Source organism: Streptomyces sp. NPDC002206 (assembly GCF_053593595.1).
In genome coordinates this window covers 585,257-610,811 of sequence record NZ_JBSFCW010000001.1, presented here as the reverse complement: position 1 = coordinate 610,811, position 25,555 = coordinate 585,257, and the positions used below count along the sequence as shown (strand labels likewise).

General features: G+C 71.1%; 19 protein-coding genes, 1 pseudogene and 1 riboswitch. Of the genes and pseudogenes, 11 read left to right on the top strand and 9 right to left on the bottom strand.

The genetic code is table 11. From position 1 onward, the window contains the following. Nucleotides 1–45 precede the first annotated feature (45 nt). Nucleotides 46–1,881: a GMC oxidoreductase gene (locus ACWCP8_RS02810; protein ID WP_451113977.1), complete on the top strand. Its 1,836-nt coding sequence runs from the start codon at nt 46–48 to the stop codon at nt 1,879–1,881. A 77-nt stretch (nt 1,882–1,958) separates the two neighbouring features. Here ACWCP8_RS02810 and ACWCP8_RS02805 read toward each other — a convergent pair whose 3' ends face one another. Both ACWCP8_RS02805 and ACWCP8_RS02800 read right to left on the bottom strand, forming a co-directional pair. Next, complete coding sequence (locus ACWCP8_RS02805) at nt 1,959–2,978, bottom strand: LAETG motif-containing sortase-dependent surface protein (protein WP_451113976.1); 1,020 nt, start codon at nt 2,976–2,978, stop codon at nt 1,959–1,961. A gap of 813 nt (nt 2,979–3,791) precedes the next feature. After that, nucleotides 3,792–4,112 (bottom strand): chorismate mutase, encoded by a 321-nt coding sequence (locus ACWCP8_RS02800; protein WP_352267870.1) that lies wholly within the window; start codon nt 4,110–4,112, stop codon nt 3,792–3,794. A 358-nt stretch (nt 4,113–4,470) separates the two neighbouring features. Here ACWCP8_RS02800 and guaA point away from each other — a divergent pair, with 358 nt between their 5' ends. The 5 genes from guaA (at nt 4,471) to ACWCP8_RS02775 (ending at nt 9,807) form a co-directional block, all read left to right on the top strand. Further along, the gene (guaA, locus tag ACWCP8_RS02795; protein WP_352267869.1) at nt 4,471–6,066 is read left to right on the top strand and encodes a glutamine-hydrolyzing GMP synthase; all 1,596 of its coding nucleotides are present in this window, start codon (nt 4,471–4,473) and stop codon (nt 6,064–6,066) included. Between the two features lie 119 nt (nt 6,067–6,185). Continuing rightward, nucleotides 6,186–6,941: an SAM-dependent methyltransferase gene (locus ACWCP8_RS02790; RefSeq protein ID WP_451113975.1), complete on the top strand. Its 756-nt coding sequence runs from the start codon at nt 6,186–6,188 to the stop codon at nt 6,939–6,941. A 94-nt stretch (nt 6,942–7,035) separates the two neighbouring features. Beyond that, entirely contained in the window at nt 7,036–7,806 is a 771-nt protein-coding gene (locus tag ACWCP8_RS02785) for a class II aldolase/adducin family protein (protein ID WP_352267867.1), read from the top strand. 113 nt (nt 7,807–7,919) lie between these two features. Next, nucleotides 7,920–9,185, top strand: coding sequence for a hypothetical protein (locus tag ACWCP8_RS02780; RefSeq protein WP_451113974.1), 1,266 nt, complete (start codon nt 7,920–7,922; stop codon nt 9,183–9,185). A 112-nt stretch (nt 9,186–9,297) separates the two neighbouring features. After that, nucleotides 9,298–9,807 (top strand): DoxX family protein, encoded by a 510-nt coding sequence (locus ACWCP8_RS02775; RefSeq protein ID WP_352267864.1) that lies wholly within the window; start codon nt 9,298–9,300, stop codon nt 9,805–9,807. Between the two features lie 156 nt (nt 9,808–9,963). Here ACWCP8_RS02775 and ACWCP8_RS02770 read toward each other — a convergent pair whose 3' ends face one another. Further along, nucleotides 9,964–11,277, bottom strand: coding sequence for a PspC domain-containing protein (locus ACWCP8_RS02770; protein WP_451113973.1), 1,314 nt, complete (start codon nt 11,275–11,277; stop codon nt 9,964–9,966). Nucleotides 11,278–11,458: 181 nt separating this feature from the next. On the opposite strand from ACWCP8_RS02770, the gene ACWCP8_RS02765 reads away from it, so the two are divergent. Both ACWCP8_RS02765 and ACWCP8_RS02760 read left to right on the top strand, forming a co-directional pair. Further along, complete coding sequence (locus tag ACWCP8_RS02765) at nt 11,459–12,757, top strand: PspC domain-containing protein (RefSeq protein ID WP_352267862.1); 1,299 nt, start codon at nt 11,459–11,461, stop codon at nt 12,755–12,757. Continuing rightward, complete coding sequence (locus ACWCP8_RS02760; RefSeq protein ID WP_267002852.1) at nt 12,741–13,436, top strand: LuxR C-terminal-related transcriptional regulator; 696 nt, start codon at nt 12,741–12,743, stop codon at nt 13,434–13,436. The genes ACWCP8_RS02765 and ACWCP8_RS02760 overlap by 17 nt, the downstream gene beginning before the upstream one ends. Before the next feature lie 41 nt (nt 13,437–13,477). Here the strand turns inward: ACWCP8_RS02760 and ACWCP8_RS02755 are convergent. Both ACWCP8_RS02755 and ACWCP8_RS02750 read right to left on the bottom strand, forming a co-directional pair. Beyond that, a pseudogene (locus ACWCP8_RS02755) lies at nt 13,478–14,241 on the bottom strand (GNAT family N-acetyltransferase). A gap of 55 nt (nt 14,242–14,296) precedes the next feature. Then, nucleotides 14,297–15,352: a C40 family peptidase gene (locus ACWCP8_RS02750; RefSeq protein ID WP_352267860.1), complete on the bottom strand. Its 1,056-nt coding sequence runs from the start codon at nt 15,350–15,352 to the stop codon at nt 14,297–14,299. Between the two features lie 355 nt (nt 15,353–15,707). On the opposite strand from ACWCP8_RS02750, the gene ACWCP8_RS02745 reads away from it, so the two are divergent. Beyond that, nucleotides 15,708–16,061 (top strand): hypothetical protein, encoded by a 354-nt coding sequence (locus tag ACWCP8_RS02745; RefSeq protein ID WP_352267859.1) that lies wholly within the window; start codon nt 15,708–15,710, stop codon nt 16,059–16,061. Nucleotides 16,062–16,156: 95 nt separating this feature from the next. On the opposite strand, the gene ACWCP8_RS02740 is transcribed toward ACWCP8_RS02745, so the two are convergent. Beyond that, a complete protein-coding gene (locus ACWCP8_RS02740) occupies nt 16,157–17,353 on the bottom strand; it encodes an NlpC/P60 family protein (protein WP_451113972.1) in 1,197 nt (398 codons plus the stop codon). After that, nucleotides 17,352–17,518, bottom strand: a riboswitch (cyclic di-AMP (ydaO/yuaA leader). Its footprint overlaps the gene before it by 2 nt. Before the next feature lie 258 nt (nt 17,519–17,776). Here ACWCP8_RS02740 and pcrA point away from each other — a divergent pair. Continuing rightward, nucleotides 17,777–20,230, top strand: coding sequence for a DNA helicase PcrA (pcrA, locus tag ACWCP8_RS02735; protein ID WP_451113971.1), 2,454 nt, complete (start codon nt 17,777–17,779; stop codon nt 20,228–20,230). A gap of 84 nt (nt 20,231–20,314) precedes the next feature. On the opposite strand, the gene ACWCP8_RS02730 is transcribed toward pcrA, so the two are convergent. After that, on the bottom strand, nt 20,315–21,826 hold the full coding sequence (locus ACWCP8_RS02730; RefSeq protein ID WP_451113970.1) for a M23 family metallopeptidase: 1,512 nt from the start codon (nt 21,824–21,826) through the stop codon (nt 20,315–20,317). A gap of 294 nt (nt 21,827–22,120) precedes the next feature. Further along, complete coding sequence (locus ACWCP8_RS02725; RefSeq protein WP_352267917.1) at nt 22,121–22,993, bottom strand: esterase/lipase family protein; 873 nt, start codon at nt 22,991–22,993, stop codon at nt 22,121–22,123. 349 nt (nt 22,994–23,342) lie between these two features. Between ACWCP8_RS02725 and ACWCP8_RS02720 the strand changes: the two genes are divergently transcribed. After that, the gene (locus tag ACWCP8_RS02720) at nt 23,343–23,756 is read left to right on the top strand and encodes a cobalamin B12-binding domain-containing protein (RefSeq protein WP_030914396.1); all 414 of its coding nucleotides are present in this window, start codon (nt 23,343–23,345) and stop codon (nt 23,754–23,756) included. 170 nt (nt 23,757–23,926) lie between these two features. On the opposite strand, the gene ACWCP8_RS02715 is transcribed toward ACWCP8_RS02720, so the two are convergent. Further along, the gene (locus tag ACWCP8_RS02715) at nt 23,927–25,543 is read right to left on the bottom strand and encodes a DUF5691 domain-containing protein (RefSeq protein WP_451113969.1); all 1,617 of its coding nucleotides are present in this window, start codon (nt 25,541–25,543) and stop codon (nt 23,927–23,929) included. Nucleotides 25,544–25,555 lie beyond the last annotated feature (12 nt).

Genomic DNA, 25,555 nt, shown 5'->3' with positions numbered 1-25,555 from the left:
CGTAACACCGCGGCACCTTCTGCCCTTTTCGCACCGAGGAGAGCCATGTCCCAGGACAGCCCTGCCCAGAATCAGGCCGAACCGGCCGGCGAGACCGATGACGACGCGGCGTACGACTACGACGTCCTTGTCGTCGGCTCGGGCTTCGGCGGTGCGGTGTCGGCCCTGCGGCTGATCGAGAAGGGGTACCGGGTCGGGGTCCTGGAGGCGGGCCGCCGCTTCACCCCCGGCACCCTCCCCAAGAACTCCTGGGACATCAAGAACTACCTGTGGGCTCCCGCATTCGGGCTCTTCGGCATCCAGCGTGTGCATCTGCTCGGCAATGTGATGGTGCTCGCCGGGGCGGGGGTCGGCGGCGGCTCGCTCAACTACGCCAACACGCTGTACGTACCCCCGGCGCCGTTCTTCGAGGACCGGCAGTGGGCCGCCATCACCGACTGGCAGGACGAGCTGGCGCCGTACTACGACCAGGCCAAGCGGATGCTCGGAGTCCGGCTCAACCCGACGATGACCCCGTCCGATGTCCATCTGAAGGCGACCGCGCAGGCCATGGGGGTCGGCGACACCTTCCATCTCGCCCCGGTCGGCGTCTTCTTCGGCGACGGCAAGGACGCCGACGGCACGGCGAGGGCGAAGCCCGGTGAGACGGTCGCCGACCCGTACTTCGGCGGCGCGGGGCCTGCCCGCAAGGCCTGCACCGAGTGCGGGGAATGCATGACGGGCTGCCGTCACGGCGCGAAGAACACCCTCAACGAGAACTACCTGCACCTCGCCGAGAAGGCCGGAGCGGTCATCCACCCGATGACCTCCGTGGTCGCGATCACGGACGACCCGGAGGGCGGTTACCACGTCACCACCGTCCCGACGGACCGCCGCAGGAAGGGCATGCCGACTTTGCTGCGCTCCCGCAAGGTGGTCGTCGCGGCGGGTACGTACGGCACCCAGACCCTGCTCCACACGATGAGGGACCAGGGGCTGCTGCCCCGGCTGTCGTCGCGGCTCGGTGAGCTGACCCGTACCAACTCCGAGGCGCTCGTCGGCTCGCAGACCAGCGACCGCCGCTACCGCAAGAAGCACGGCACCGCGAAGGCCGACTTCACCCAGGGCGTCGCCATCACCTCGTCGATCCACCCCGACGAGAACACCCACATCGAGCCGGTCCGCTACGGCAAGGGCTCCAACGCCATGGGCGCGATGTCGATCCTGCAGGTGCCGTACGGCGGCCGCCGGGTGCTGGGCTGGCTCGGCAACATGGCCAGGCATCCGGCCCTCGCCGTGCGGTCGCTCTCCAACCGCCGCTGGTCGGAGCGGACCATCATCGGGCTCGTCATGCAGTCGCTGGACAACTCCCTGACGACGTACCGCAAGCCGGGCGGCATCGGAAAGGGCCTGCTCACCGCCCGCCAGGGGCACGGCGCGCCCAACCCGACCCAGATCGAGGAAGCCACGCGCAGCGCCTCGCTGCTCGCCGAGGAGATCAACGGGTTCGCCGGGTCGAACGTCGGGGAACTCATGGGCACCCCGCTCACCGCGCACTTCCTCGGTGGCTGCCCGATCGGTGCGAGCGCCGATGAGGGGGTCATCGACCCGTACCACCGGCTGTACGGGCACCCGGGCATCTCGGTCGTCGACGGCTCGGCGGTCTCTGCGAACCTCGGCGTCAACCCGTCGCTGACCATCACCGCGCAGGCGGAGCGGGCCATGTCGTTCTGGCCCAACAAGGGCGAGGCGGACCCGCGTCCGGCGCAGGGCGAGGCGTACGAGCGGCTGGCCGCGGTCGAACCGAAGGCGTCGGCGGTGCCGAAGGAGGCCTTCGGCGCGCTGAAGCTGCCGTTCCTGGGCCTGCCCGCGGTCCCGCCGAAGAAGGGCGCAGACAAGTAGGAGAGAAGGGGGGCAGCGGAAAGGGGCTGCACCCCCCTCCGAGTGCAGCCCCTCACACCTACCGGTGATGTCGCCCGTTACGCGGCGGCGTCACCGTTCCTGCGGCGCCGCACGACGAACATCGCACCGGCACCGAGCACTACGGCCGCGCCGCCCGCGAGGGCGAACATCGGCACCGCGGAGGACGAACCGGTCTCGGCGAGCGTGCCGGAGACATTGCCCGTCGTGTTGGAGGCCGGCGACTCGGACGGGACCGGAGCGGAGCCACCGGTCTGCGGCGTCGAGCCGCTGCCGCCGGACTTCACGATCTGGAACTTGTAGGCGACGTCGCTGACGCCCATGCAGTCCTTGTCGCCGACGTACAGACCGGCGCCGAGGGTGAAACCGGCGCCGACCGGGGCGGTCGACTTCACATTGATGCGGAGCGGGAGGTCGACCTCGTAGCCGGCCCGGATCTCGTCGGACTGACCGACGTAACCGACCGCGCGGCCGTCCTCGCTGAGGTCGTCCCACGTGTGGGTCTCCGGGTCGAGGGCCTGGAGGCTGACCTGCTTCGACCTGAACAGGTCGTCGCCGGCCTTGTCGGAGGAGGCGCCCGCGAAGTAGTCGAGATCGCGCACGGTCGTCTTCGACGAGTTGTAGACGTTCATCGTGAACTTGTGCCAGCCGCTGCCGCGGGCGATCTTGCCGGGCAGGCCGTTGATCGAGATGTCCAGGGCGGACTTCTCGCACTCCGTCGGCCCCTCCGGGTCCTCGGACTCGGACGGGGTGCCCGACGGGGTCACGGAGCCGGACGGCGTGCCGGACGGGGTGGTGCTCCCGGAGGGAGTGGAGGACGCGTCCGCGGCGGGGTCGCCCGTCTCTCCCGCGGGCTCCTCGGTCTCCTCGGCGGGCGAGGAGGAGGTGCTCTCGGCGGGCGCGGTGGTGGTGACGTCGGCGGACGGCGTGCTGGTCTGAGCGGACTCGGTGGGCGCTGCAGACGTCGTCTCGGCCGCAGGGACCGTGTCGTCGGCGAACGCGAGCGGGGCGGCCAGGATGGCAGCAGGGGCTATGACCGCGGTGGCTGCGGCCACCGCCATCGCGCGGCGAAGCTTCATGAAAGACCTCGGAAGTCCGGCGTACCGCTTCGGGTGCGGCACGGATGCAGGGACAGGCCTTCCGCGTGGTGGGGTCACGGGTGGGGCCGGTGTTCTGCATGCATGACCCGTGGTCCGGGGCAATGGTTGTCCGGATCCTCACAGAATTCTTATGTGACGCCCGTCACGCCCCTCTCTGTGGCCCCTCCGGTACCCGTGGTGCGCTGCCGTCGCCCTGCCGATGCGGCGGCCCCGCTGCGCCTTCGAAGGCCGGCAGCCACGAAAGGATCACGACATGACCAAGGGCCCCGTGGGCCGCGAACCGGTCCATGGGGCCCTTGTCGATCGGCACCGACGGCAGGGCAGCGTCGGTGCCGAGGAGCGGTGCCGGGGGAGCGCCGCAGAGGTGGTGCATCGGGTCTGCGCCCCCTGGCGTACCGGGGGGCGCACGAGTGGCGTCGACCCAAGTCAGGGGTGGTGCGATATGAGGGGGACCTACCTTTTGCATCGTGCTGGCTGCGCCCCGCGCAACCGTTTCGACCGGATACGGTCGGCTCCGGGCGTCCCCGAAGCCGACCGCTCTTGGGGTGACCGGGCTGCTGTCCCCTGCCGACCGGTCACGCACGCTGGGGCGCGGTCCCACGGCGTACCTGCAGTACGCCACACGCTCCAGCGGAGCCACGCGTGGATTCTTCGAAAGCCGCCCCTGGCTGGCACGGACACCGGGACCAACGAAGTCACCGTGCGCCCGGTCACGCGCCGTACGGGTGAGAGTCGGCCCGAACGCAGATACGCCCGTACAGCCCCGCGGCCGGTGCGGCGGCCTCACAGGTCTCACACGCGGCCGCGGCACAGCTCCAGCAGCGTCATGCCGAGCGAGGTGCCGGGCTTGCCGAGCGCATCCCGGTACTGGCCGAGGATCTCCATCTCGCGGGAGAGGTTGACCCGGCGGCCGCCCGAGGTGACCCGGGCCTCCTGGATGACCGCCGAGACGGCCATCCGTTCCTGGACGAGCCCGATGATCCGGTCGTCCAGTGAATCGATGCGCTCGCGGGCTCCGGCGATCAGGGCGGCGGCCTCGTCGGTGTACGCACCGGTTTCCTCGGTGAGGGTCTTCCCGGTGAGCTTCTTCGCGGCGACGGCGGTGCTGTTCATTCCGTGACTCCTGGTGTCCTGGTGGGGTGCGGCCCCCCGAGGCGATCGGACCCGGAATGCCAGAACGCCCCGGGCCTGTCGGCCCGGGGCGCCTGGAACGTTGCTTGTCAGTGGCTCAAGCAGCACGACCATGGCAGCCGGCGGGCCGGGTGCCATAGGTAAAGACGTAGGTCGTGTGCTGACGCATGGAGCCAGTATGGACCCGCCCGCGCCGGTGGTCCAACGCGGCGCCCGGATGGTGAGACACCGCAGTGAGGGCGGCCGGCGACCTCGTCCTGGCGGACGCGAACAGGGTCTCCCTCGCATCCCCGGTAGAATCGGGAGGACCGACCCCCCTTCACCGCCGGAAGGCCGCCCCGTGCCAGCAGCACCCCCCGCCGCCCCCGACACCGCACCCGACGTGGTCCTTGTTGTCGACTTCGGCGCGCAGTACGCCCAGCTCATCGCCCGACGCGTCCGTGAGGCCCGGGTCTACAGCGAGATCGTCCCGTCCACGATGCCGGTGGCCGAGATGCTGGCCAAGAACCCGCGGGCGATCATCCTGTCCGGCGGCCCCTCCTCGGTGTACGCGGAGGGCGCGCCCAGCCTCGACCGCTCGCTGTTCGAGGCCGGGGTCCCGGTCTTCGGTATGTGCTACGGCTTCCAGCTGATGGCCACCACGCTCGGCGGCACCGTCGACGACAACGGTGCCCGTGAGTACGGCCGCACCCCGCTGACCGTCTCCAAGACCGGCTCCACGCTCTTCGAGGGCACGCCCGCCGAGCAGTCCGTCTGGATGTCGCACGGCGACGCCTGCTCCGCCGCCCCCGAGGGCTTCACCGTCACCGCGTCCACGGACGTCGTACCGGTCGCCGCCTTCGAGAACGACGAGAAGAAGCTCTACGGCGTCCAGTACCACCCCGAGGTCCTGCACTCCACGCACGGCCAGCAGGTCCTGGAGCACTTCCTCTACCGCGGCGCGGGCATCGAACCGACCTGGACCACGACCAATGTGGTCGAGGAGCAGATCGCGCTGATCCGTGAGCAGGTCGGCACCAAGCGCGCCATCTGCGGCCTCTCCGGCGGCGTGGACTCCGCGGTCGCCGCGGCCCTCGTCCAGAAGGCCATCGGCTCCCAGCTGACCTGCGTGTACGTGGACCACGGTCTGATGCGCAAGGGCGAGAGCGAGCAGGTCGAGAAGGACTTCGTGGCCTCCACCGGCGTCCAGCTGAAGGTCGTCGACGCGGAGGAGCGGTTCCTGAAGGCGCTGGCCGGGGTCTCCGACCCCGAGCAGAAGCGGAAGATCATCGGCCGCGAGTTCATCCGCGTCTTCGAGCAGGCCCAGGCCGAGCTCGTCGCCGAGGCGGGCGCAGCCGGCGAGGACGTCGCGTTCCTCGTGCAGGGCACGCTCTACCCGGACGTCGTGGAGTCCGGCGGCGGCACCGGCACCGCCAACATCAAGTCCCACCACAACGTGGGCGGCCTCCCCGAGGACATCGAGTTCCAGCTCGTCGAGCCGCTGCGCCAGCTGTTCAAGGACGAGGTCCGGATGGTCGGCCAGGAGCTCGGCCTGCCGGAGGAGATCGTCCAGCGCCAGCCGTTCCCCGGCCCGGGTCTCGGCATCCGGATCGTCGGCGAGGTCACCAAGGACCGGCTCGACCTGCTGCGCGAGGCCGACGCCATCGCCCGCGAGGAGCTGACCGCGGCCGGACTCGACCGCGACATCTGGCAGTGCCCCGTGGTCCTCCTGGCCGATGTCCGCTCGGTCGGCGTCCAGGGCGACGGCCGCACCTACGGCCACCCGATCGTCCTGCGCCCCGTCTCCTCCGAGGACGCCATGACGGCCGACTGGTCGCGCCTGCCGTACGAGGTTCTGGCGAAGATCTCCACCCGCATCACGAACGAGGTCGCCGACGTCAACCGCGTCGTCCTCGACGTGACGAGCAAGCCGCCGGGCACCATCGAGTGGGAGTAGCCCCTCCCCGCAGGGTCAACGTGATGCCGTCGCTCATTCGTTTTTTGAGCGGCGGCATCGTCGTACCGGTCGAGAAAACCGATTGCACCGCCTGCACGTCCGTGCGAGGCTCCGCGACCATGTCTGCCGATCAGATCCGCCCGATCATCTCCGCGCCTCACAACTACCGACTGACCTGGAACACCCCGCTCTCGGAGGAGCACGCCGCACAGTTGATCTCGGCCTGTGCACCCGCCCCCGGGGCGCGCATCGTGGACATCGGCAGCGGCTGGGGCGAACTGCTGATGCGACTGGTGGCATCGGCGCCCGGCAGCACCGGCGACGGTGTGGAGACCGACCCCGACGCCGTGGCGCGCGGGCGGGCGCTCGCCGAGGAGCGGGGGCTCGCGGAGCGCGTACGGTTTCACGCGACGCCCGCCACCGAGTGGACCGCGAGCGGCTACGACCTCGCCGTGTCCATCGGTTCCGCCCATGCCTGGCCCGGCTCGACGGCCGAGGCGCTGAAGGCCCTGCGCGCCGCCGCCCGGCCCGGCGGGCGGGTGCTGTACGGCGACGGGATCTGGCTGCGGGAGCCGTCCCCCGCCGCACTCGACGGCATCGGGGCCGAGCCCGGCGACTTCGGTTCGCTGCTCGAATTGATCAGGCTCGCCGAGTCCGTAGGGCTGCGCGCACTCCAGGTGACCGTCGCCGACCAGCGCGAATGGGACCTCTTCGAGTCGAACGGGCCGATCGGACGGGGTGAGCGCTGGGCGCTGGAGAACCCCGGCCATCCGCTGTACGACGAGGTGATCGCCGAGGTCGACGCCCGCCGCGCCGGCTACTACGGCGGCTACCGCGGGGACTTCACCCTCGCCTACCTCGTGCTGAGCGCCTGACCGTTCCCGAATCGGTGCGTGATCGCTCTGGCCACCTGCGGCGACCGGCGGTAACTTCCGGTCCCGTACGCCCTGGTAGCCCCGAGGAGTCGCCATGCCCGAGCCCACACCGATACCCGTGGAACAGCTGCAGTTCGCGATGCCGCCCGTCCATCAGTCGATCGACGAGGAACGCGCGTACCGCAAGGAGCGGCTGGCCGGGGCGCTGCGGCTGTTCGCGGCGTACGGGTACGAGGACGGCGTCTCCGGTCACATCACCGCACGGGACCCGGAGTACACCGGCTGCTTCTGGGTCAACCCGTTCGGCGCCCCCTTCGACGGACTCCTGCCGGACGAGCTGATCCTGGTCAACGGTGACGGGCAGGTCGTCGAGGGGCGCCACCACGTCAACCAGGCGGCGTTCGCCGTCCATGCCCAGGTGCACCGGGCCCGCCCGGACGTCGTCGCCGTCGCGCACACGCACTCCCTGCACGGGCGGGCGCTGTCCGCGCTCGGTGAGTTCATCGAGCCGATCACCCAGGAGTCCTGCGCCTTCTACGAGGACCATGCGGTCTACCAGGCCTACACCGGGGTCGTCGTCGACGAGGAGGAAGGGCGGCGGGTCGCGGCCGCGCTCGGCACCCGCAAGGCGATCATCCTGCGCAACCACGGGCTGCTGACGGTCGGTGACTCGGTGGACGCGGCCGCCTGGTGGTTCGTCACGATGGAGCGTTCCTGCCAGGTGCAGCTGGCCGCTCGGGCGGCCGGGAAGCCGGTTCTGATCGAGCACCGGGAGGCGGTGGCCACCCGCGAACAGCTCGGCAGCGACCTGGTGGCCTGGATCAACTACCAGCCGCTGTGGAAGAGGATCTCCCGAACATTCTGACGATCCGCGCGTCCCAGCGGCCCCGATGCGGGCACGTCCCGTCCCGTACGGCACAATTCGCAGCAATCAGTGGTCAGTTGGCAGTACGTGGGCGGGAAAGGGCGGCGTTCTCCGTGGCGTTGGACGAGGCACGACAAGGCGCTCACGGCGGTGGCTGTACGTGCGGCGACTGCCCGCACGGAGCGCGCGAGGGACACCGGCGCGCGGTGGCCGCCTTCCTGGCCAAGCGGGACGAACTCGCCGCGGGCCAGGGGCTGCCGACCGGTGTCGCCCAGTCCGCGTCCGCGACTCGCCAGTGGGTCTCCGACGAGCTGACCGAGTCGGCCCGTACGGTCGCCGAGCGCAGCCGGGAGGCGGGCGACGCCTGGCTTCACCAGGTGTGGGTGCGCACCCTGGCCGTCGTCTGGGGAGGCGTTGCCCTGCTCGCCATCGGTGAGGCCGGCACCGCCATCGGTGCGGGCTGGTCGACGGCTCGCACCGCCGGTCTGGTCGCCGCGCTCGTCACCGCCGGGCTGCTGACCGGCGCCGCCCGCCTCCACCGGGCCCGCGGCGGCGTCCTCGCCCCGCTGATCGGCGAGGACAACCGGCTCTCCACCTCCCGTGCGGTCGCCGTGGCCTGGGTGCTGCTCGCCGTCTTCTCCGTACTCGTTCTCGCGCTCCAGCTGGCAGGCGCCTCCGGTCATGCGGAGCGCGACGCGCTGATCGACGGTCTGGAGCTGGCGCGTGGCGCCGGGGTGCTGACCGCGCTGGCGCTGGTGTGCGCCATTGCCGTGGTCGTGCGCCGGGTGGTGACCGTACGCGCCCTCGCCGGGCGTTTGCAGAAGCTGCGTGCCGACCGGCCGCGCGCCGCCGATCTGCTCACCGACGACTCCGGGCGGGGCAGTTTCACCGACGTGCAGTACGTGCTGGTGAGCGCCGTCGCCGTCCTCTTCGCCGTGGTCCGGCTGGCCCGCCGGCCCGAGCAACTGCCCGATCTGCCCTGGGGGCTGGCCCTCCTGGTGGGTGTCTCCGCGGCGACGTACTTCGCGGGCAAGTACACGGAGGGCGGGCGTCCGGTCGTGCTGTCCGTCGTACGGGCCCGGGAGCCCGGAGATCTGGACGCGCCGATCCGTACCGGCGACGACATCGAGATCCGCGGTGCAGGTTTCGTACCGCCCGGCGCCGGGGCCCCGGACCGGCTGGCCCGCGTGGTCGTCCGGATCGGCCGGGTCCATGTCCATGTCCCGCTGATCCCGGTGGCAGGCGGCTTCGCCAACCCGGCGGACACCGTGCTCACCGTGCCGGTGCCGGTGGAGGTCGAACCGGGACTGGTGGACGTACAGGTCGTGACGGCCGCCGGGGTGGAGACGAATCGGGTCGAGATCGACGTCACGGACTGAACGGCCGGCCGGACCCACGCCGATTGCACCTGATCAAACCGTAGGGCTGGTGAGCAGCGCGTTCACCGCGTACGTATGGTCTGGTGACGGGTCGACGGAAGGCGGGGTCACTATGCATGGATACGGCACGAATACAGGTGGTCTGGGTGAGAAGAGGAGCCTGCGGGATCTGGCACGGGAGCATGCGCTGCTGCCGCTGCGCATATTTCTCGGCGTCACCTTCATCTATGCCGCGCTCGACAAACTGACGGAGAGTGCCTTCTTCCGCGCCGCCGGGCCCGGCTCGGTCGGCGAGATGATGCACGCGGTACGCGACTCGTCCGCGATCCCGGCCCTCGTCGACCTTTCGCTGAAGAACCCCGGAGCGTTCGGGTACGCCATCGCCTTCGGCGAACTCGCCGTCGGCATCGGCACCCTGATCGGGCTGTGGGCGCGGCTCGCCGCACTCGGCGGGGCACTGATCTCACTGAGTCTGTGGCTGACCGTGAGCTGGCAGGCCGATCCGTACTACTTCGGCAACGACCTGGCCTACCTCATGGCTTGGCTGCCGCTCGTGCTCGGTGGCGCCGCGTCGTTCTCCGTGGACGCCTTCTTCGCGTCGCGGCGGCGACGCATCCGGTAGCTCACCCACGTCGTGGTGGCGGCCAGCCAGAGGCCGCCGAAGAGCACCGGGAAGAAGAAGGTCCAAGGAGCCTCCCAACTGCCCGCCGCGTCCGCCGCGTAGCCGGCCGCCAGGGCGAGCATCGCGATGCCCGCCACCGCGCGGCCCGGCCGGATCTCATGACGCAGCACGGGTGACCTCCACCTGTCCGATACCGACTTCCAGGTCCAGCTCGACCGTGCCGGCCGGGGTGACGCCGGCCGGCGGAGCGATTGTCCGGTGCTCGTTCTGCGCCGGGCTGACGTCCACATCGCCCGGGGGATCGGCGGGCAGCCGGATGTCCCCGAGTGCGGCCTCCGCCCGCACCTGGACCGTCACCGCCTTCGGTACGACGACGACCGCCCGGCCGGCGCCGACCCGCACCCGGGTGCTGACCGTGTCACCCTTCGGGACCGGCACCTTTGTGAGGTCGAGCGTGCCGACCCCGGAGCCCAGTTCGTACCGCGGCTGGACCGCGGCGACCGAGGCCGGGCGCCACTCCGCGCGCACCCACCGGGTGCTGATGTCCTTCGGCAGCGTGGCCGCGCCCGCCAGCAGCACCGCCGTGATCACCGACAGCAGCACTGTGCCGAACCCGGTCCGGCCGAGGAACGTGCTGACCACCAGGCCGGCACCGAACACGGCCAGCGCCGCGGCCAGACCGAACTGCAGGCTCGTACCGAGCGGATGGGTCTCCCAGCTGAGGCCCGTGGACAGACCGCCCGCGACCAGCGCGAACAGAAAGACCAGGCCGCCGATCGAGTGCGGCCCCCGGTCCGCCCGCACCCGTTGGGGCGCGCGGAACGGCGCGTCCGCAGCGGCCCTGCGGGGCCGTGCCGTGCCCTCGTCGAGCACCGTGTCCGCCGGACCCCACAGATAGCCGGCGCCCACCGGCCCCGAGGTGCCGTCCTTGATGATCGGATCCCGCCACCAGGACGGGCCGGCCGGCGACGGCGGCGCCTTCACCTCCGGCGGTGCGTCCGCCACCGCCTGTGCGGCCGCCGGGTGCAGCGGGTCCTGGGGGGCCGTGGTCCTGCGGCGCTGCGTCCAGACACAGCAGCCGATGACCGCGAGCGTCAGCATCGCGGAGAACGCCAGCGTTCCGCCGTTGCCCAGCATGGAGAGGAAGAGCCCGCAGCCGATCAGCGCGAACAGCACCGCGATCAGCGACGCCCCCTCGACCCGGCCCGACAACAGCCTGCGTGCCTCGTTCTCCTCCTCGCCCTCCAGCGGGATCAGCAGCCACGCGAAGCCGTAGAAGATCAGGCCCAGGCCACCGGTCACCGACAGGACACCGAGCACGATCCGGAAGATCACCGGGTCCACGTCGCAGTACCGGCCGAGCCCGCCGCACACCCCGGCCACCACTTTCTGCCGCGAGCTGCGCTGCAGCTGCGGACCGGGTGCGGCGGGCGGTGCGACGCCGGGGGCGGCGTCCTGGGGAACGGTCATGGCTCCATGGTGACGGGCCGTGCGCGCCCGCGGCACCCGCGCCGACCCTGGCCGATCCCTGATATTGGCCGCGCCGGACCCTGAAGGGAGGCCCTCTGGTCTCCGCACGACCGGCCGTCTCAGGGTCGAGTGGGGGCCGACCCTGATGCCGCCGCCCGCCCCGACATGTGACGATCGGAGCATGCCAGCCGCCACGCCCCGAGCCGCAAGCTCCCTCAGCGCCGACCCGGAGGAGCCACCGCTGCGCAAGCTGTACCGCAGCGCCGACGGGCGGATGCTGGGCGGCGTCGCGCGCGGACTCGCCGGGCATCTCGGGCTGCCCGTCGCCTGGGTGCGGTTCGTCTTCCTCGGCCTGTTCTTCGCTGACGGCCTCGGTGCGCTGCTGTACGCCGTGTTCTGGATCGTCGTCCCGCTCGGCGTCGGCGGGGTCGAGTCGCCGCGCTCCGTCTTCGAGACCGGTGCCGACGGCCGGCGCCGGCTCCGCAAGCCCGACAAGGGGCAGGTCTTCGCCCTCATAGCGCTGCTGATCGGCGCGGTCGTCTTCGTGGGCAACGTCGACATGGGCAGCAAGGCCGACCGCTACATCTGGCCGACGCTGCTGATCGGTGCGGGTTCCGTCCTGGTGTGGCGGCAGGCCGACAACGCCCGGCGGGCCCGCTGGATGGAGGTCGGCAGCCGCCGCCGGGTGCTGCATCTGGCCCGCGGGCTGGCCGGGGTCGCCCTGGTCGGCCTGGGTCTCGCCGGCTTCATGGTGGTACGCGGCTCCGCGGCCCAGCTCGGCAATGTCCTCACCGCGGCGATCGCCGTCCTCACCGGCATCGCGCTGCTGGCCGGCCCCTATCTCGTACGCATGACCCAGGACCTCTCCGAGGAACGCCTGATGCGTATCAGGGCCCAGGAGCGGGCCGAGGTCGCCGCCCATGTCCATGACTCCGTGCTGCACACCCTCACTCTGATCCAGCGCAACGCCGAGGACCCGGGCGAGGTCCGCAGGCTGGCCCGCGCCCAGGAACGCGAACTGCGCAACTGGCTGTACAACCCGCAGGGCACCGGCAAGGACGAGGACGACGAACCGGAGACCCTCGCCGAAGCGGTCAAGCGCGCCGCCGCCGAGGTCGAGGACAAGCACGGCGTCCCGCTGGAGGTCGTCGTCGTCGGCGACTGCCCGCTCGACGAGAAGCTCACCGCCCAGATGCAGGCCGCACGCGAGGCGATGGTCAACGCCGCGAAGTACGGTGGCGAGGGCGGCGCCGTGCAGGTCTACGCGGAGGTCGAGGGCCGTACGGTCTTCGTCTCGGTACGGGACCGGGGGCCGGGGTTCGATCCGGATTCCGTGCCGGCGGACAGAATGGGCGTAAGAGAATCAATCATCGGCCGGATGCAGCGCAACGGCGGTACGGCGCGGCTGCGTTCGGTGCCCGGCGGGGGCACGGAAGTCGAGCTGGAGATGGAGAGGGCGAGCGATGACGGAGACCACTGAGGCAACCGGGGGCCCGGAGCGCCGGGTACGGGTCGTGCTCGTCGACGACCACCGGATGTTCCGCACCGGGGTGCAGGCCGAGATCGGCCGCACCGAGGAGACCGGCGTCGAGGTCGTCGGCGAGGCCGCCGACGTCGACCAGGCGGTCACCGTCATCACGGCGACCCGCCCCGAGGTCGTCCTCCTCGACGTCCACCTGCCGGGCGGCGGAGGCGTTGAGGTGCTGCGCCGCTGCGCCCCGCTGATGGGCGCGGTCGAGAAGCCGGTGCGCTTCCTGGCGCTGTCCGTCTCGGACGCCGCCGAGGACGTCATCGGCGTCATCCGCGGCGGCGCCCGCGGCTACGTCACCAAGACGATCACCGGCACCGACCTGATCGACTCGGTCTTCCGGGTCCAGGAGGGCGACGCGGTGTTCTCGCCCAGGCTCGCCGGCTTCGTTCTCGACGCGTTCGCGTCGACGGACGCGCCGCCGGTCGACGAGGACCTGGACCGGCTGACGCAGCGCGAGCGCGAGGTGCTGCGGCTGATCGCCCGCGGCTATGCGTACAAGGAGATCGCCAAGCAGCTGTTCATCTCGGTGAAGACGGTCGAGTCGCATGTCTCGGCGGTGCTGCGGAAGCTCCAGCTGTCGAACCGGCACGAGCTGACGCGGTGGGCGACGGCCCGACGGCTGGTCTGAACTCCGCAAGCGCACCAGCGGGGCCGAGACCCCGGAGGTGCTCAGGCGGGGGCGAGCGAGATGTTCAGCTTCTCGCCGATCCTGCGGTATCCGATGCCCGCATAGATCCGTTCCACATCGGCGTCGCCCGGCTCCAGCCACACCACCCGGCGGCCCCGCGCGAACGCGGTCGCGGTCAGATGCGCGGAGAGCGCGGCGCCGATGCCACGGCGGCGGAAGGTGTCGGCGACGGCGAGACCGGCCAGTTCGGTGAGGCCGTCGACCGGGACCGAGCAGCCGCCCGCGCCCGCCGGTAAGCCGTCCACGGTGGCGAGGGCCGCCGCGCCGCCGCCCGCCACAGCGTTGCGCAGCCACGCCGCCTCGCCGCCCTCGGGTTCGCCTGTGCCGCCGTAGCCGTGGTGCGCTGTACGCGGGCGGCGGCGTAGAACTCCGCGTCGGTGGCCGGTTCGGCGATGACAAGGGCGTCCACCGGCTTCGGCGGCAGTAGGTCGCCGGGGGCGCAGGCCAGGATCGGGGCCCGGTTCTCGACGGTGAAACCGGCGGCGATCAGCGCGGGTTCGACCGCGGGTGCCCCACTGGGCAGATACTCCAGACGCGGCATCCGGTCCCGCTCGCGGAATGCGGCGATCAGTGCCTGCACATCGGCCGCCGTCGGCTCGGCCCCCTGGTCCGGGATCGCGTAATTGGCGTACTTCAGCTGCCAGTCGGGGTTGTGGCGGACAGTGAACGGGCCGACCCGCAGATGGCCGGGGGAGCGCAGGGCGAGCGTACGGCTGTGGCTCTGGACGTCCGCGTCCATGGGCATGCGCGAGTCTCCTTCGACCGGTCCGGTGGGACTCCGGGCTGCGGCAGCCGGGAGCCTATGCCACCCGGGTCGCCCCGGCGAAGGGCATTTCGTCGATCGGCGCGATGCGGACCGGTGCACCGGGGTGCGGCGCGTGGATCATCCGGCCGTCGCCGATGTACAGGCCGACATGGCTGACGCCGGAGTAGAAGAACACCAGGTCGCCGGGGGCGAGTTCGGAGCGGGAGATGCGCTGTCCGGCGTTGATCTGCGTGTACGTGGTGCGCGGGAGCGAGACGCCGGCGGAGCGCCAGGCGGCCTGGGTCAGCCCGGAGCAGTCGAACGAGGTCGGACCGGTCGCGCCCCAGACGTACGGCTTGCCCAGCGCCCCGTAGGCGAACGCGACGGCCTCAGCGGCGCGGACATTGGGGGCGGCCTGTGCGGCGCCGGCGCGCTGCGTGCTGCGATCGGCGTGGCCGGCGGCGGAGCGTGCGGTGTCCCACTGCTCGTACGCGGCGCGCTGCACGGGCGACAGGGTGTCCAGGAGCCGCTGGGCGTCGGCCAGTTTGGCCCTGACCGTCGTGCGGTGCTTCTTCAGCTCGGCCTGGCGGGTGCCCAGTGCCGCCAGTTCTTCCTTCGCCTCGGCGCGCAGCTGGGCGATCTCGGTGACCTGCCGCTGCACCTTGGAGACCTCGGTGGCCTGGCGGTCGGCGATCCGGTCCACGTACGAGGCCCGTTGCAGGTACTCGTCGGGGTTGGAGGAGAGCGCCAGCTGTACGGCGGGGTCGATGCCCCCGGTGCGGTACTGGGCAGCGGCGAGCGAACCGAGTGCGTTGCGGGAGACGTTGAGGCGTTCGGTCCTGCGGGCGGCTTCGTCGCGCAACGCGCCCAGGGACTTGGCGGTGGCGGTCACCTTCTCCTTCGCGCCGTTGTACTGCTCGGTGGCGACCTCCGCTTCGTGGTACAGCCGGTCCACCTTGGCCTTGACCTGGGCGGGGGTGAGCTGCGGATCGGCGTGTGCGGCCCCCGGCAGGGCAGCAGCTGTCGCGGCCCCGGCGAACGCGAGGGTGGCTGCAGTGCGGGCAGCAGAGCCGGTACACGGGCGCTGCTTGGGTTTTCGATGCGCTGCCACGTGAGCGGGGCTCCTTGCTGTCGACTGCCCGTCGGGGCCTACCGGCGGGCCCGCGGAGGTCCGACGGCGAGCCAGCAGGGGGAGCGGCCCGCCGCCGGACTCTTCGGCGGGGTGACCGGGCCGCCGCCCGCGTGCCGAGCGTCGGTGAAGCCGGTCACCTGGATAGGGACGCTAAACCCGGGGCACGAGAAAGAGTCGTAATGACGGCTATTGCCCGAATTTGGCGAGGCGATGTCATCAAGTGATCGGAGAAAACGCTCCATAGTCAGGCAATTGGTGCAGATGTGAGTGAAACACCAAGGAGCCCCCACCTTGCCGGAGAGCGGTGTCATGGCCCCGGCTAGGCTGCGGCCCCATGGACGTACTCATCAATGTCTTCGTCGCGCTGCACATCATCGGTATCGCCGCCCTCCTGGGCGGCTTCCTGACCCAGATGAAGGCGATGGGTGCGGGCACGGCACGCTTCGTCCCGGCGATGCTGCACGGTGCGCTGACCATGCTGGTCACCGGTATCGCACTGGTCGGGCTCAACCAGGCGGACGACCAGCCGGTCAACAACATCAAGATCGGCGTGAAGCTGGCGGTCCTGGTCGTGATCCTCGCACTGGTGTACATCAAGCGGGACGAGGAGAAGGTCGCGAAGGGCGCCTTCGCAGCGGTCGGCGGGCTGACGGTCGCCAATATCTTCATCGCGACGCTCTGGACCTGAGCCGGCCGCTGCCGCCCGGGCCGGTCCCTGCTCTTCATGGCGCGAGCCCCCGCCGGATTCTTCCGGCGGGGGCTCGCCGTTGTCCGGGACCGCGGCTACGCGGGCCGCACGCTGCCGTAGATCGGCATGTAGTAGATCGACTCCTCGCGGACATTCGCGCCCGGCTTCGGGGCGTGGATCATCATGCCGTCGCCCTTGTAGATGCCGACGTGGCTGATGTCGTCGTAGAAGAAGACGAGGTCGCCCGGCTGCAGATCCGCCGTCGCGATCCGCGTGCCGATCTCCACCTGGTCCCAGGTGGTACGGGGGATGTCGACGCCCGCCGCCTTCCATGCGGCCTGGGTCAGCCCCGAGCAGTCGTACGACGAGGGGCCCGTCGCGCCCCAGACGTACGGCTTGCCTATCTGGGCGCGGGCGAAGGCGAGGACCTTGTCGGCCTTCGTGGTGGCGCTGCTGTCCGAGCCGGTCCCCGTGCCGGTCCCCGTGCCGGTGCCGGTGCCGGTGCCGGTGCCCGTTCCCGTATCGCCGCCGGATCCCGCCTGCTTCGCTGCCTCCTCGGCCTTGCGGTCCGCCTCGGCCTTGGCGGCTGCCTGCTGACGGGCCAGCTCCTCGGCCTTGCGCTTGGCCTCCGCCTCCTTCTTGCGCTCCAGCGCCGCGAGCCGCGCCTTCTCCTCGGCCGTCAGTTTCGACAGCATCGTGCGGGCCTCGCCCAGCTTCTTCTGGATGTTCGCCTTGCTGGTCCGCAGCGTGGCCTGTGACTCGGTGAGCGTCTCCAGGCTCTTCGCCGCCTCGGCGCGCTTCTTCGACGCCGCGGCCTGCTGCGTACGGAAGTCCGTGACCGCCTCCTGCTGCCGGCCCGCCATCCGGGCCATCAGCTGGTTCTGGTCGAAGTACGCCTGCGGGTCGTCGGCCAGGAAGAAGGTGGCGCTCGGCGCGATGGAGCCGGTGCGGTACTGCGCCGCCGCGTAGTTGCCGAGCGTCCTGCGCGCGTCGTTCAGCTTGTCGGCACGCTTTGCGACGTCGTCCAGCAGGGCGTCGACCTTGCCCCGCTGTGCGGCGGAGGCCTCCTTCGCCTGGTTGTACTGCTGGGTCGCGGTGCCCGCCTGCCGGTAGAGGTCGTCGACCTTCTTCTGTACGTCCTCGATGCTGGGCTTCGGCGAGGCCGGGGCGGCCATGGCGCTCTGCGTGGAGAGCAGGGTCACACCTGCCAATGCGGCCGTTGTGAGCCCGACGGCGGGCGTGGTGGAGCGCACCCGGGTGCGCGGTTTGCGATGCGACGCCAAGGCCGGCATCTCCTTCCGTGGACCGCCTACCGGGTTAGCTGTCGGGTTCGGGCGGAACGGAAGGCTGCCCTACGGTCCGGATGGGGGGATATGGACCGATTCACCCCGGTGATGCGTGTGGGTCCCCGGTTCCGAACTCTCATGAGGGCAGCCCGGATTCGGCGTGGGAGCCCGCTCGGCGTGGTTCGCCTCAGGGGGTACGGGCCGCCCGACGGAGCACGCTAGCCAACCCGTGGTGCTGCTGTGAAGGTCGATGTTCGATATGCCCGATACGTTTTCGTGACCTCGACGACGGGGGTGGGCGTGCGGGCCGGGCGGCCCCCTCTTCCGCTACGCGGTGTGGGCGCACGGTCTCCTTATGTGCCCGTGCGCCGGGTGCTGTTCGCCATGCGGCCGCACGGTGTCGGTGCGGCGGCCTAGACTCGTCAAGCGATGAGCAGCCTCTTTGACGACAGTTTCCTGGCCGGCCTCCAGCACTCGGAGGAAGAGCCCCCGCCGCCCCCCGAGGACTCCGCACCCGAAGCGGTGCCGGAGGGCCTCTTCGCGGGCGTGTTCGACGCGCCCCCGCCGCCCAGGGATGCGTACTACCGGGACGGCGCCCACCGCCCAGTGATCGACGCTGCCGCCCTGCTCGACGGGTTGAACACCGAGCAGCGCGCCGCCGTCGTGCACGCAGGGTCGCCGCTGCTCATCGTCGCCGGGGCCGGCTCCGGCAAGACCCGGGTACTCACCCATCGCATCGCCCATCTGCTGGCCGAGCGCGGGGTGCACCCCGGCCAGATCCTGGCGATCACCTTCACCAACAAGGCCGCGGGCGAGATGAAGGAGCGCGTCGAGCAGCTCGTCGGACCGCGCGCCAACGCCATGTGGGTCATGACGTTCCACAGTGCGTGCGTACGGATCCTGCGCCGCGAGTCGAAGAAGCTCGGCTTCACCTCGTCGTTCTCGATCTACGACGCCGCCGACTCCAAGCGGCTGATGGCCCTGGTCTGCCGCGATCTGGACCTCGACCCGAAGCGCTTCCCGCCGAAGTCGTTCACGGCGAAGGTCTCGAACCTGAAGAACGAGCTGATCGACGAGGAGACCTTCGCCGGGCAGGCTGCGGACGGCTTCGAGAAGACGCTCGCCCAGGCCTACGCGATGTACCAGTCCCGGCTGCGCGAGGCCAACGCGCTGGACTTCGACGACATCATCATGACGACGGTCCATCTGCTCCAGGCGTTCCCCGATGTCGCCGAGCACTACCGCCGCCGCTTCCGGCACGTCCTCGTCGACGAGTACCAGGACACCAACCACGCGCAGTACACGCTCGTACGCGAACTGGTGGGCCCGGCCGGACCGGCCGACGCCCCCGCCGAGCTGTGCGTCGTGGGTGACGCGGACCAGTCGATCTACGCCTTCCGCGGCGCGACCATCCGCAACATCCTCCAGTTCGAGGAGGACTACCCGAACGCGACGACGATCCTGCTGGAGCAGAACTACCGCTCCACGCAAACGATCCTCTCCGCGGCCAACGCGGTCATCGAACGCAACGAGAGCCGCCGCCCCAAGAATCTCTGGACGAACGCGGGCGAGGGCGCCCGGATCACCGGCTATGTCGCCGACACCGAGCACGACGAGGCGCAGTTCGTCGCCGATGAGATCGACCGGCTGACCGACGCGGGCGACGCCAAGGCGGGCGATGTCGCCATCTTCTACCGGACGAACGCGCAGTCCCGGGTCTTCGAAGAGATCTTCATCCGCGTCGGCCTGCCCTACAAGGTCGTCGGCGGCGTGCGCTTCTACGAGCGCAAGGAGGTCCGGGACATCCTGGCCTACCTCCGGGTCCTCGCCAACCCCGAGGACACCGTCCCGCTGCGCCGCATTCTGAACGTGCCGAAGCGCGGCATCGGCGACCGCGCCGAGGCGATGATCGACGCCCTCTCGCTGCGCGAGAAGATCACGTTCCCGCAGGCGCTGCGCCGCGTCGACGAGGCGTACGGCATGGCGGCCCGCTCGGCCAACGCCGTCAAGCGGTTCAACACGCTGATGGAGGAGCTGCGCACGATCGTCGAGTCGGGCGCCGGCCCCGCCGTGGTGCTGGAGGCGGTCCTGGAGCGGACCGGCTATCTCGCGGAACTCCAGGCGTCCACCGACCCGCAGGACGAGACCCGCATCGAGAACCTGCAGGAACTCGCCGCCGTCGCGCTCGAGTTCGAGCAGGAGCGGGGGGAGTCCGACGCAGGGGAAGGCGCGAGTGCGGGCACGCTCGCCGAATTCCTGGAGAAGGTCGCGCTCGTCGCCGACTCCGACCAGATCCCCGACGAGGACACGGACGGCTCCGGCGTCATCACGCTGATGACGCTGCACACCGCGAAGGGCCTCGAATTCCCGGTGGTGTTCCTGACCGGCATGGAGGACGGCGTCTTCCCGCACATGCGCGCGCTGGGACAGGTCAAGGAGCTGGAGGAGGAGCGGCGCCTCGCCTACGTCGGGATCACCCGGGCCCGTGAGCGGCTCTATCTGACCCGGGCGGCGATGCGCAGTGCATGGGGGCAGCCCTCGTACAACCCGCCGTCGCGGTTCCTCGAGGAGATCCCGGACCAGCATCTGCAGTGGAAGCGGACCGGGCCGATGGCGGCCCCGGCCGGACCGACGTCGGGGATCACGTCGTCGCTGTCCTCGTCACGCTCGCGCTCGGGCCCCTCGGGATTTGCGACCCGGCGCACCTCGGACAAGCCGACGATCACGCTGGTGGTCGGGGACCGGGTCACGCACGACCAGTTCGGGCTCGGCACGGTGACGGCGGTCGAGGGGATCGGCGACCAGGCGAAGGCGACGGTCGACTTCGGGGACGAACGGCCGAAGAAGCTGCTGCTGCGCTACGCGCCGGTGGAGAAGCTCTAGGCAGGACGCCCCTGGGGGCGCTGGCGGCGGTGGTGCCGGGCGTGGGGGTGCCTGCCACCACTCGCCGAGGATCCTTGCGGCTGCTCAGGTCGGGTCGAGGCCGTGGCTGCGGAGCCAGGGCAGCGGGTCTATGGCCGCGCCGCCACCGGGCCGGACCTCGAAGTGCAGGTGCGGGCCCGTGGAGTTCCCGGAGTTCCCGGAGTACGCGATGACGTCACCGGCCTTGACCGGGCCCGAGCGGATCTTGGTGCTGCTGAGGTGGCAGTACCAGGTCTCGGTGCCGTCGGCCATGGTGACGATGGCCATGTTCCCGTAGGCGCTGTTCCACTGGGTGCGTACGGTGCCATCCGTCGCGGCCATCACCGGAGTGCCGTACGAGACGGGGAAGTCGATGCCCGTGTGCACGGACATCCAGTTGACGCCCGCCTGGCCGAAGTAGGCGCTGAGGCCGTGCTGCGCGACCGGAAGGAGGAACTTGGGCCGCAGAGCCTCCTTGCGCGCGGCCTCTTCCTCGCGCTTCTTCTTCTCGGCCGCCTGCCGCTCCTTCAGGTCGATGCGCTCCTGGGTGCGGCTGGCGCGGTCGGCGAAGTTCTCCGCGTCGGCGCTGAGGTTGGCGAGCTGGGTGTCCAGCTTGTTGTTGGCGGCGACGGGCTTGACGGTGCCGGGGTCGGCGGCCGCCATCGACATGGTGTCGTCCTTCTCCTCGCCGCTGCCGAGCCCGCCGACGGAGGCGGCGGCGATACCGGCGACGCTCATCACGCAGGCGGAGGGAACGGCGACGGTGAGGAGTGCGGAACGTTTCGCGGGGGTGCGACGCCGACTGCGGCTGCCACCACGGGTGCTGGGGCGGCTCACGGGACGGGGGATGTCGTCGGCGCTGTGGTCCGCCGCGCGGTCCGTGTCGAGATCATCGCTGTCGCTGTCGCTGTCGCTGTCGTCGACGATGTCGGTGGCGGCGGCGAGGTCCGAGTCGGGCTGGCTGAACTCGGCGGTGCGGTAGGGCTCATACGGATCGTAGGAGCCCTGGTCCGCGTACGACTCATGCGCCTCGTACGAATCCTGGGCGCCGTGCGCAGTCTGTCCCGGTTCGTACAACTCCTGCGCGGTGTGTGCCGTTTGCGCGGTCTGCTGATCATGTTCGGGCGTGGCGCCGGTGTTCCAGGCAGTGGCGTCGTACGCGCCGGTGTCGTAGGCGGCCGTCCCGGCTGTTACCCACTGGCCGTCCTGATACCAGCCGTTGGTGTCCCACTGGCCCGACGACTCCGGGGCGCCGCCCTGTGCGGGAATGCCGCCGGCATCCGGCATCCAGGTCGCGGTGGTGGCGTACTCCTGCGGCTGCTGGGTCCCGTACGCGGCATAGGGGTCGTACGCGGCGGTCTGATGCGCGCCGGTGTTCCACTGGCTTGAGTCGTACTGGCCGCTGTATCCGGCCTGTCCGGCGTCGTAATGGCCGTCGTGGCCACCGTTGTAGCCGGTGGTGTCGTACGTGCCGTCGTAGCTGCCCGGGAGGGAGCCGAAGAGCGGGTCGTTGTCGAAGCTGCCCGTGGAGTGGCTGTCGTAACCGACATACCCGGCGTGGGGGTGCTGGTCGTTCACCAACTTCTCTCTCGCCTCGGCAGCAGGACCTGGGGTCTGGGTCCGGTGGGGGATCCCAGGGGGAAAGCAGTGGCCGCGACTGTACCCGCCGGTATGCGACGCCGACAATCTTCGTCAGGTTTTGGCCGCTCAGGAAACGGGCAATCGGCCGTCTTTCGACGGGCTGTGCACAGAGCTTTGGCTCTATGTTCGAAACGCGTTCTATTTTTTGGGCCTGTCTGGGCGGCCTGGGGCGCGGGTGGGCGACCCTCATCGCGGCGTGGCGGCCTTGCGCGGTGAGGATTCCGGTCTTCCTCAGGCCACTGAGGCGGTACCCGCGAGACCGGGGGCCGCTTCCGGGGACTCGAGCGCCTGGCGGATCCCGGCGGCGACCGCCGGGTGGACCGGCAGCGCGAGATGGCCGATCCCGCTGACGCGTACGTTCTGGGCATCGAGGTCCGGATGGTCGATGCAGGCCGCCTCGGCCGGGACGATCACCTGGTCCAGCTCGCTCCAGAAACTCACGAACCGGGTCCGGCAGCCGGGCGCGGGCCGGCGCAGCTCCTCGATCGGGGCGGAACCGCTGCGCATCTGGCGCACGATCGGATGCGCACTGGCCATCGGGGCGACGGCCGTGCCGCCGTGCGGGGTGCCGAGAGTGACCAGGGTGCGGACCCGTCGGTCACCGCCGAGTCGCTGCACGTAATAACGGGCTATCAGGCCACCGAGGCTGTGCCCGACGATGTCGACCTCATGGTGCCCGGTGCGGCCGCAGATCTCCTCGATGTGCCGGCCGAGCAGCTCGGCGGCCGTACGGATGTCGCAGGTCAGCGGCGAGTAGTTGAGGGACTCCAGGTGGCGCCAGCCGTGCCGGGTGAGGGAGCGGCGCAGCAGGACGAAGACGGAGCGGTTGTCGATGAACCCATGGAGCAGGACGACGGGCGGCCGGTCGGGGCTCTCAGCGGGAAGGACCGGGGTACCGGCCGGTGCGGTGGACGGCTCGAAGGGCGGCTCGGACGGGCGCGTGGGGTCCCGTCGCTCGCTGGTGATGCCCGCGGGATAGAGAAGCACATGCCCGGCGAGCACGATCAGCTCCAGTGCGGTGGCCCTCAGCAGCGCCGATGACAGCCAGGTGCGGCGCAGGCACGGCTCGCGCAGCATCGATGGAAGGAAAGGCAGGACCTTCATGACCCTCATGGCCGACCTCCTGCTCGGCGCACGGGGAGGCGGCTCCGGTCCCCGTATGCCCTCATGGGCGCCGTGGCAGAGGTGTGGGCGGGGGCTGGTCGGGCCCCTGGTGCCGTACCGCCGTGCCGTGCGGCTGGCGGCGCGGTGGTACGGCGGCCTCGTAGCGGCTCCCCTGGCGTCCGTCCCGCGCGGCGTGCCGCGTGATGTGGGAACGGAGCCTGGCGAACATGTCCCAGGTGTGATTTCCCCCTCCCGGTCCACCGCGAAACGGCGGGTTGCGGGATGCTGTCGATAACGTTCGTTCACATCCCCGGCCCTTCAGGCACGGGAGACGCATGTGGAGGCAGTGATGGGTGTGACCGGTCCGATCCGTGTGGTGGTGGCCAAGCCGGGCCTCGACGGCCATGACCGCGGCGCCAAGGTGATCGCGCGAGCGCTGCGCGACGCCGGTATGGAGGTCATCTACACCGGGCTCCACCAGACGCCCGAGCAGATCGTGGACACCGCGATCCAGGAGGACGCCGACGCGATCGGGCTCTCGATCCTCTCCGGCGCGCACAACACGCTCTTCGCCAAGGTGATCGAGCTGCTCAAGGAGCGCGACGCGGAGGACATCAAGGTGTTCGGCGGCGGCATCATTCCGGAGGCGGACATCGCGCCGCTGAAGGAACAGGGCGTCGCGGCGATCTTCACCCCGGGAGCGACGACGGCATCGATCGTCGACTGGGTGAACGCGAACGTCCGCCAGCCCGCAGAAGCCTGACCCCGGCAGAGGGCGGTCCAGGCCCGCCCCAGCCGGGTCGACGCCTGCCCCGGTCCGCCTGTCGCGTCTCCCGCGGCACGCGGTCCGGTGGCCCTGTGCCATGGGGGGATCCAGGACCGGCGCGGCCCGCGCAGCCCGCCTTCGCGGCCGCACCAGCCCCCCGGGCCCGCCTACGCCGTCTCCACCCCCAGCTCCGCATCCATCGCCGCGCGCAGCCGCAGCGTGGAGACCAGGCGCCGGAACGCCTCCGACCAGTAGCCGGCCGCGCCCGGTGATGCGCCTTCCGGCTCGTCCGGGGTGGTCGTGAGGACCTCCAGGCGGTCCGCCTCCGCCGGGTTCAGGCAGCGCTCGGCCAGCCCCATGACGCCGCTGAAGCTCCATGGGTAACTACCGGCGTCGCGGGCGATGTCGAGCGCGTCGACGACCGATCTGCCGAGCGGCTCCGCCCAGGGGACCGGGCAGACGCCCAGGAGCTGGAACGCCTCCGACAGGCCGTGCGCGGCGACGAAGTCGGCCACCCATGCGGCCCGTTCCGCGCCGGGCAGCGTGGCGAGGAGCTTCGACCGCTCGGCGAGCGACGCCGTACCCGGCCCGTTCGACGGAGGGAGCGAAGGGGCGCCGAGCAGTGCGCGCGCCCACTGCGGGTCGCACTGCCGCACCGCCGCCCGGCACCAGGCGGCGTGCAGCTCCTCGCCCCAGCCGTCGGCGACGGGCAGGGCGACGATCTCCTGCGCCGTACGCCCGCCGAACCGCCCCGGCCAGACGGACAGCGGGGTCGCCTCCACCAACTGGCCGAGCCACCAGGACCGTTCGCCCCGTCCGGACGGCGGCACCGCCACCATGCCGTCGCGCTGCATCGCGGCGTCGCATTCGTGCGGTGCCTCCACGGCGACGGTCGCGCCACCCGCCGTCAGGTCAAGGTTCACGCACGACGAAGCGCGGGCCGCCATCCGCCCGGCCAGCGCCGACTCCGGCAGCGCGGACAACAGCTCGGCGGCCGTCGCGCGCACATTGCGGCTGCGGTCGGAGAGGGCCTGCTCCATGAAGGGTTCGTCCGCGGCGGACAGCCCGGCGCGCAACGAGTCCAGGAACATCAGCCGGTCCTCCGCCCGCTCCGTCGGCCATGTGCTGGCCAGCAGCGCGAGCGCACCACCCGGATCGTGCGCCCGTACGGCCCCGAGCAGGGCGACGCGCTCGGCGAACAGGCCCTCCTCCCACAGCCGGTGCACCGCATCGGCGTCGGTCACCTCGGGCAGCAGCGAGCTTCCCGACGAGCCGCGCAGCGCGAACTTCCACTCGGGGTTCAGCCCGGCCAGCCACAGCCCGCGCGGCCCGGCGAACGCCAGGGCCTGCGGCCGCAGGTCGGTACGTGCCCGGGCCGCGTCCAGCAGGGGTGGCAGCAGCGCCGCCGGGGCCCGGAAACCGCGCAGATTGGCGGCGGCGAGCCACTGCGGGATCAGTTCCGTGAGATCGGGCGCCGCACCGCGCCGGCCGCCCGCACCGCTCGGCGCCGACCGGTCGGCGAGCAGCTGGGCGAGCCTTCGGCGCGCGGCGGGCGGCAGGGGCGGCCGCGGGTCGGCGGGCGCCGTCCCGGGCCGGGCGGCCGCAGTCGCGGGCCGCAGCCCGGCTCTGCGCCGCACCGTGTGCAGCGCTGCCGCATCCAGCAGCGTGATCGGCCCCGGCCCGGCTCCCGCAACGAGCGGTCGGCGGTCGGTGCCGAGCAGCGCCGATGTGACGAGCTCCTCCCATGCGGCGGTCGTACTGGGCATCGGTTCTGTACCGGGCATCGGTCCTCCTCC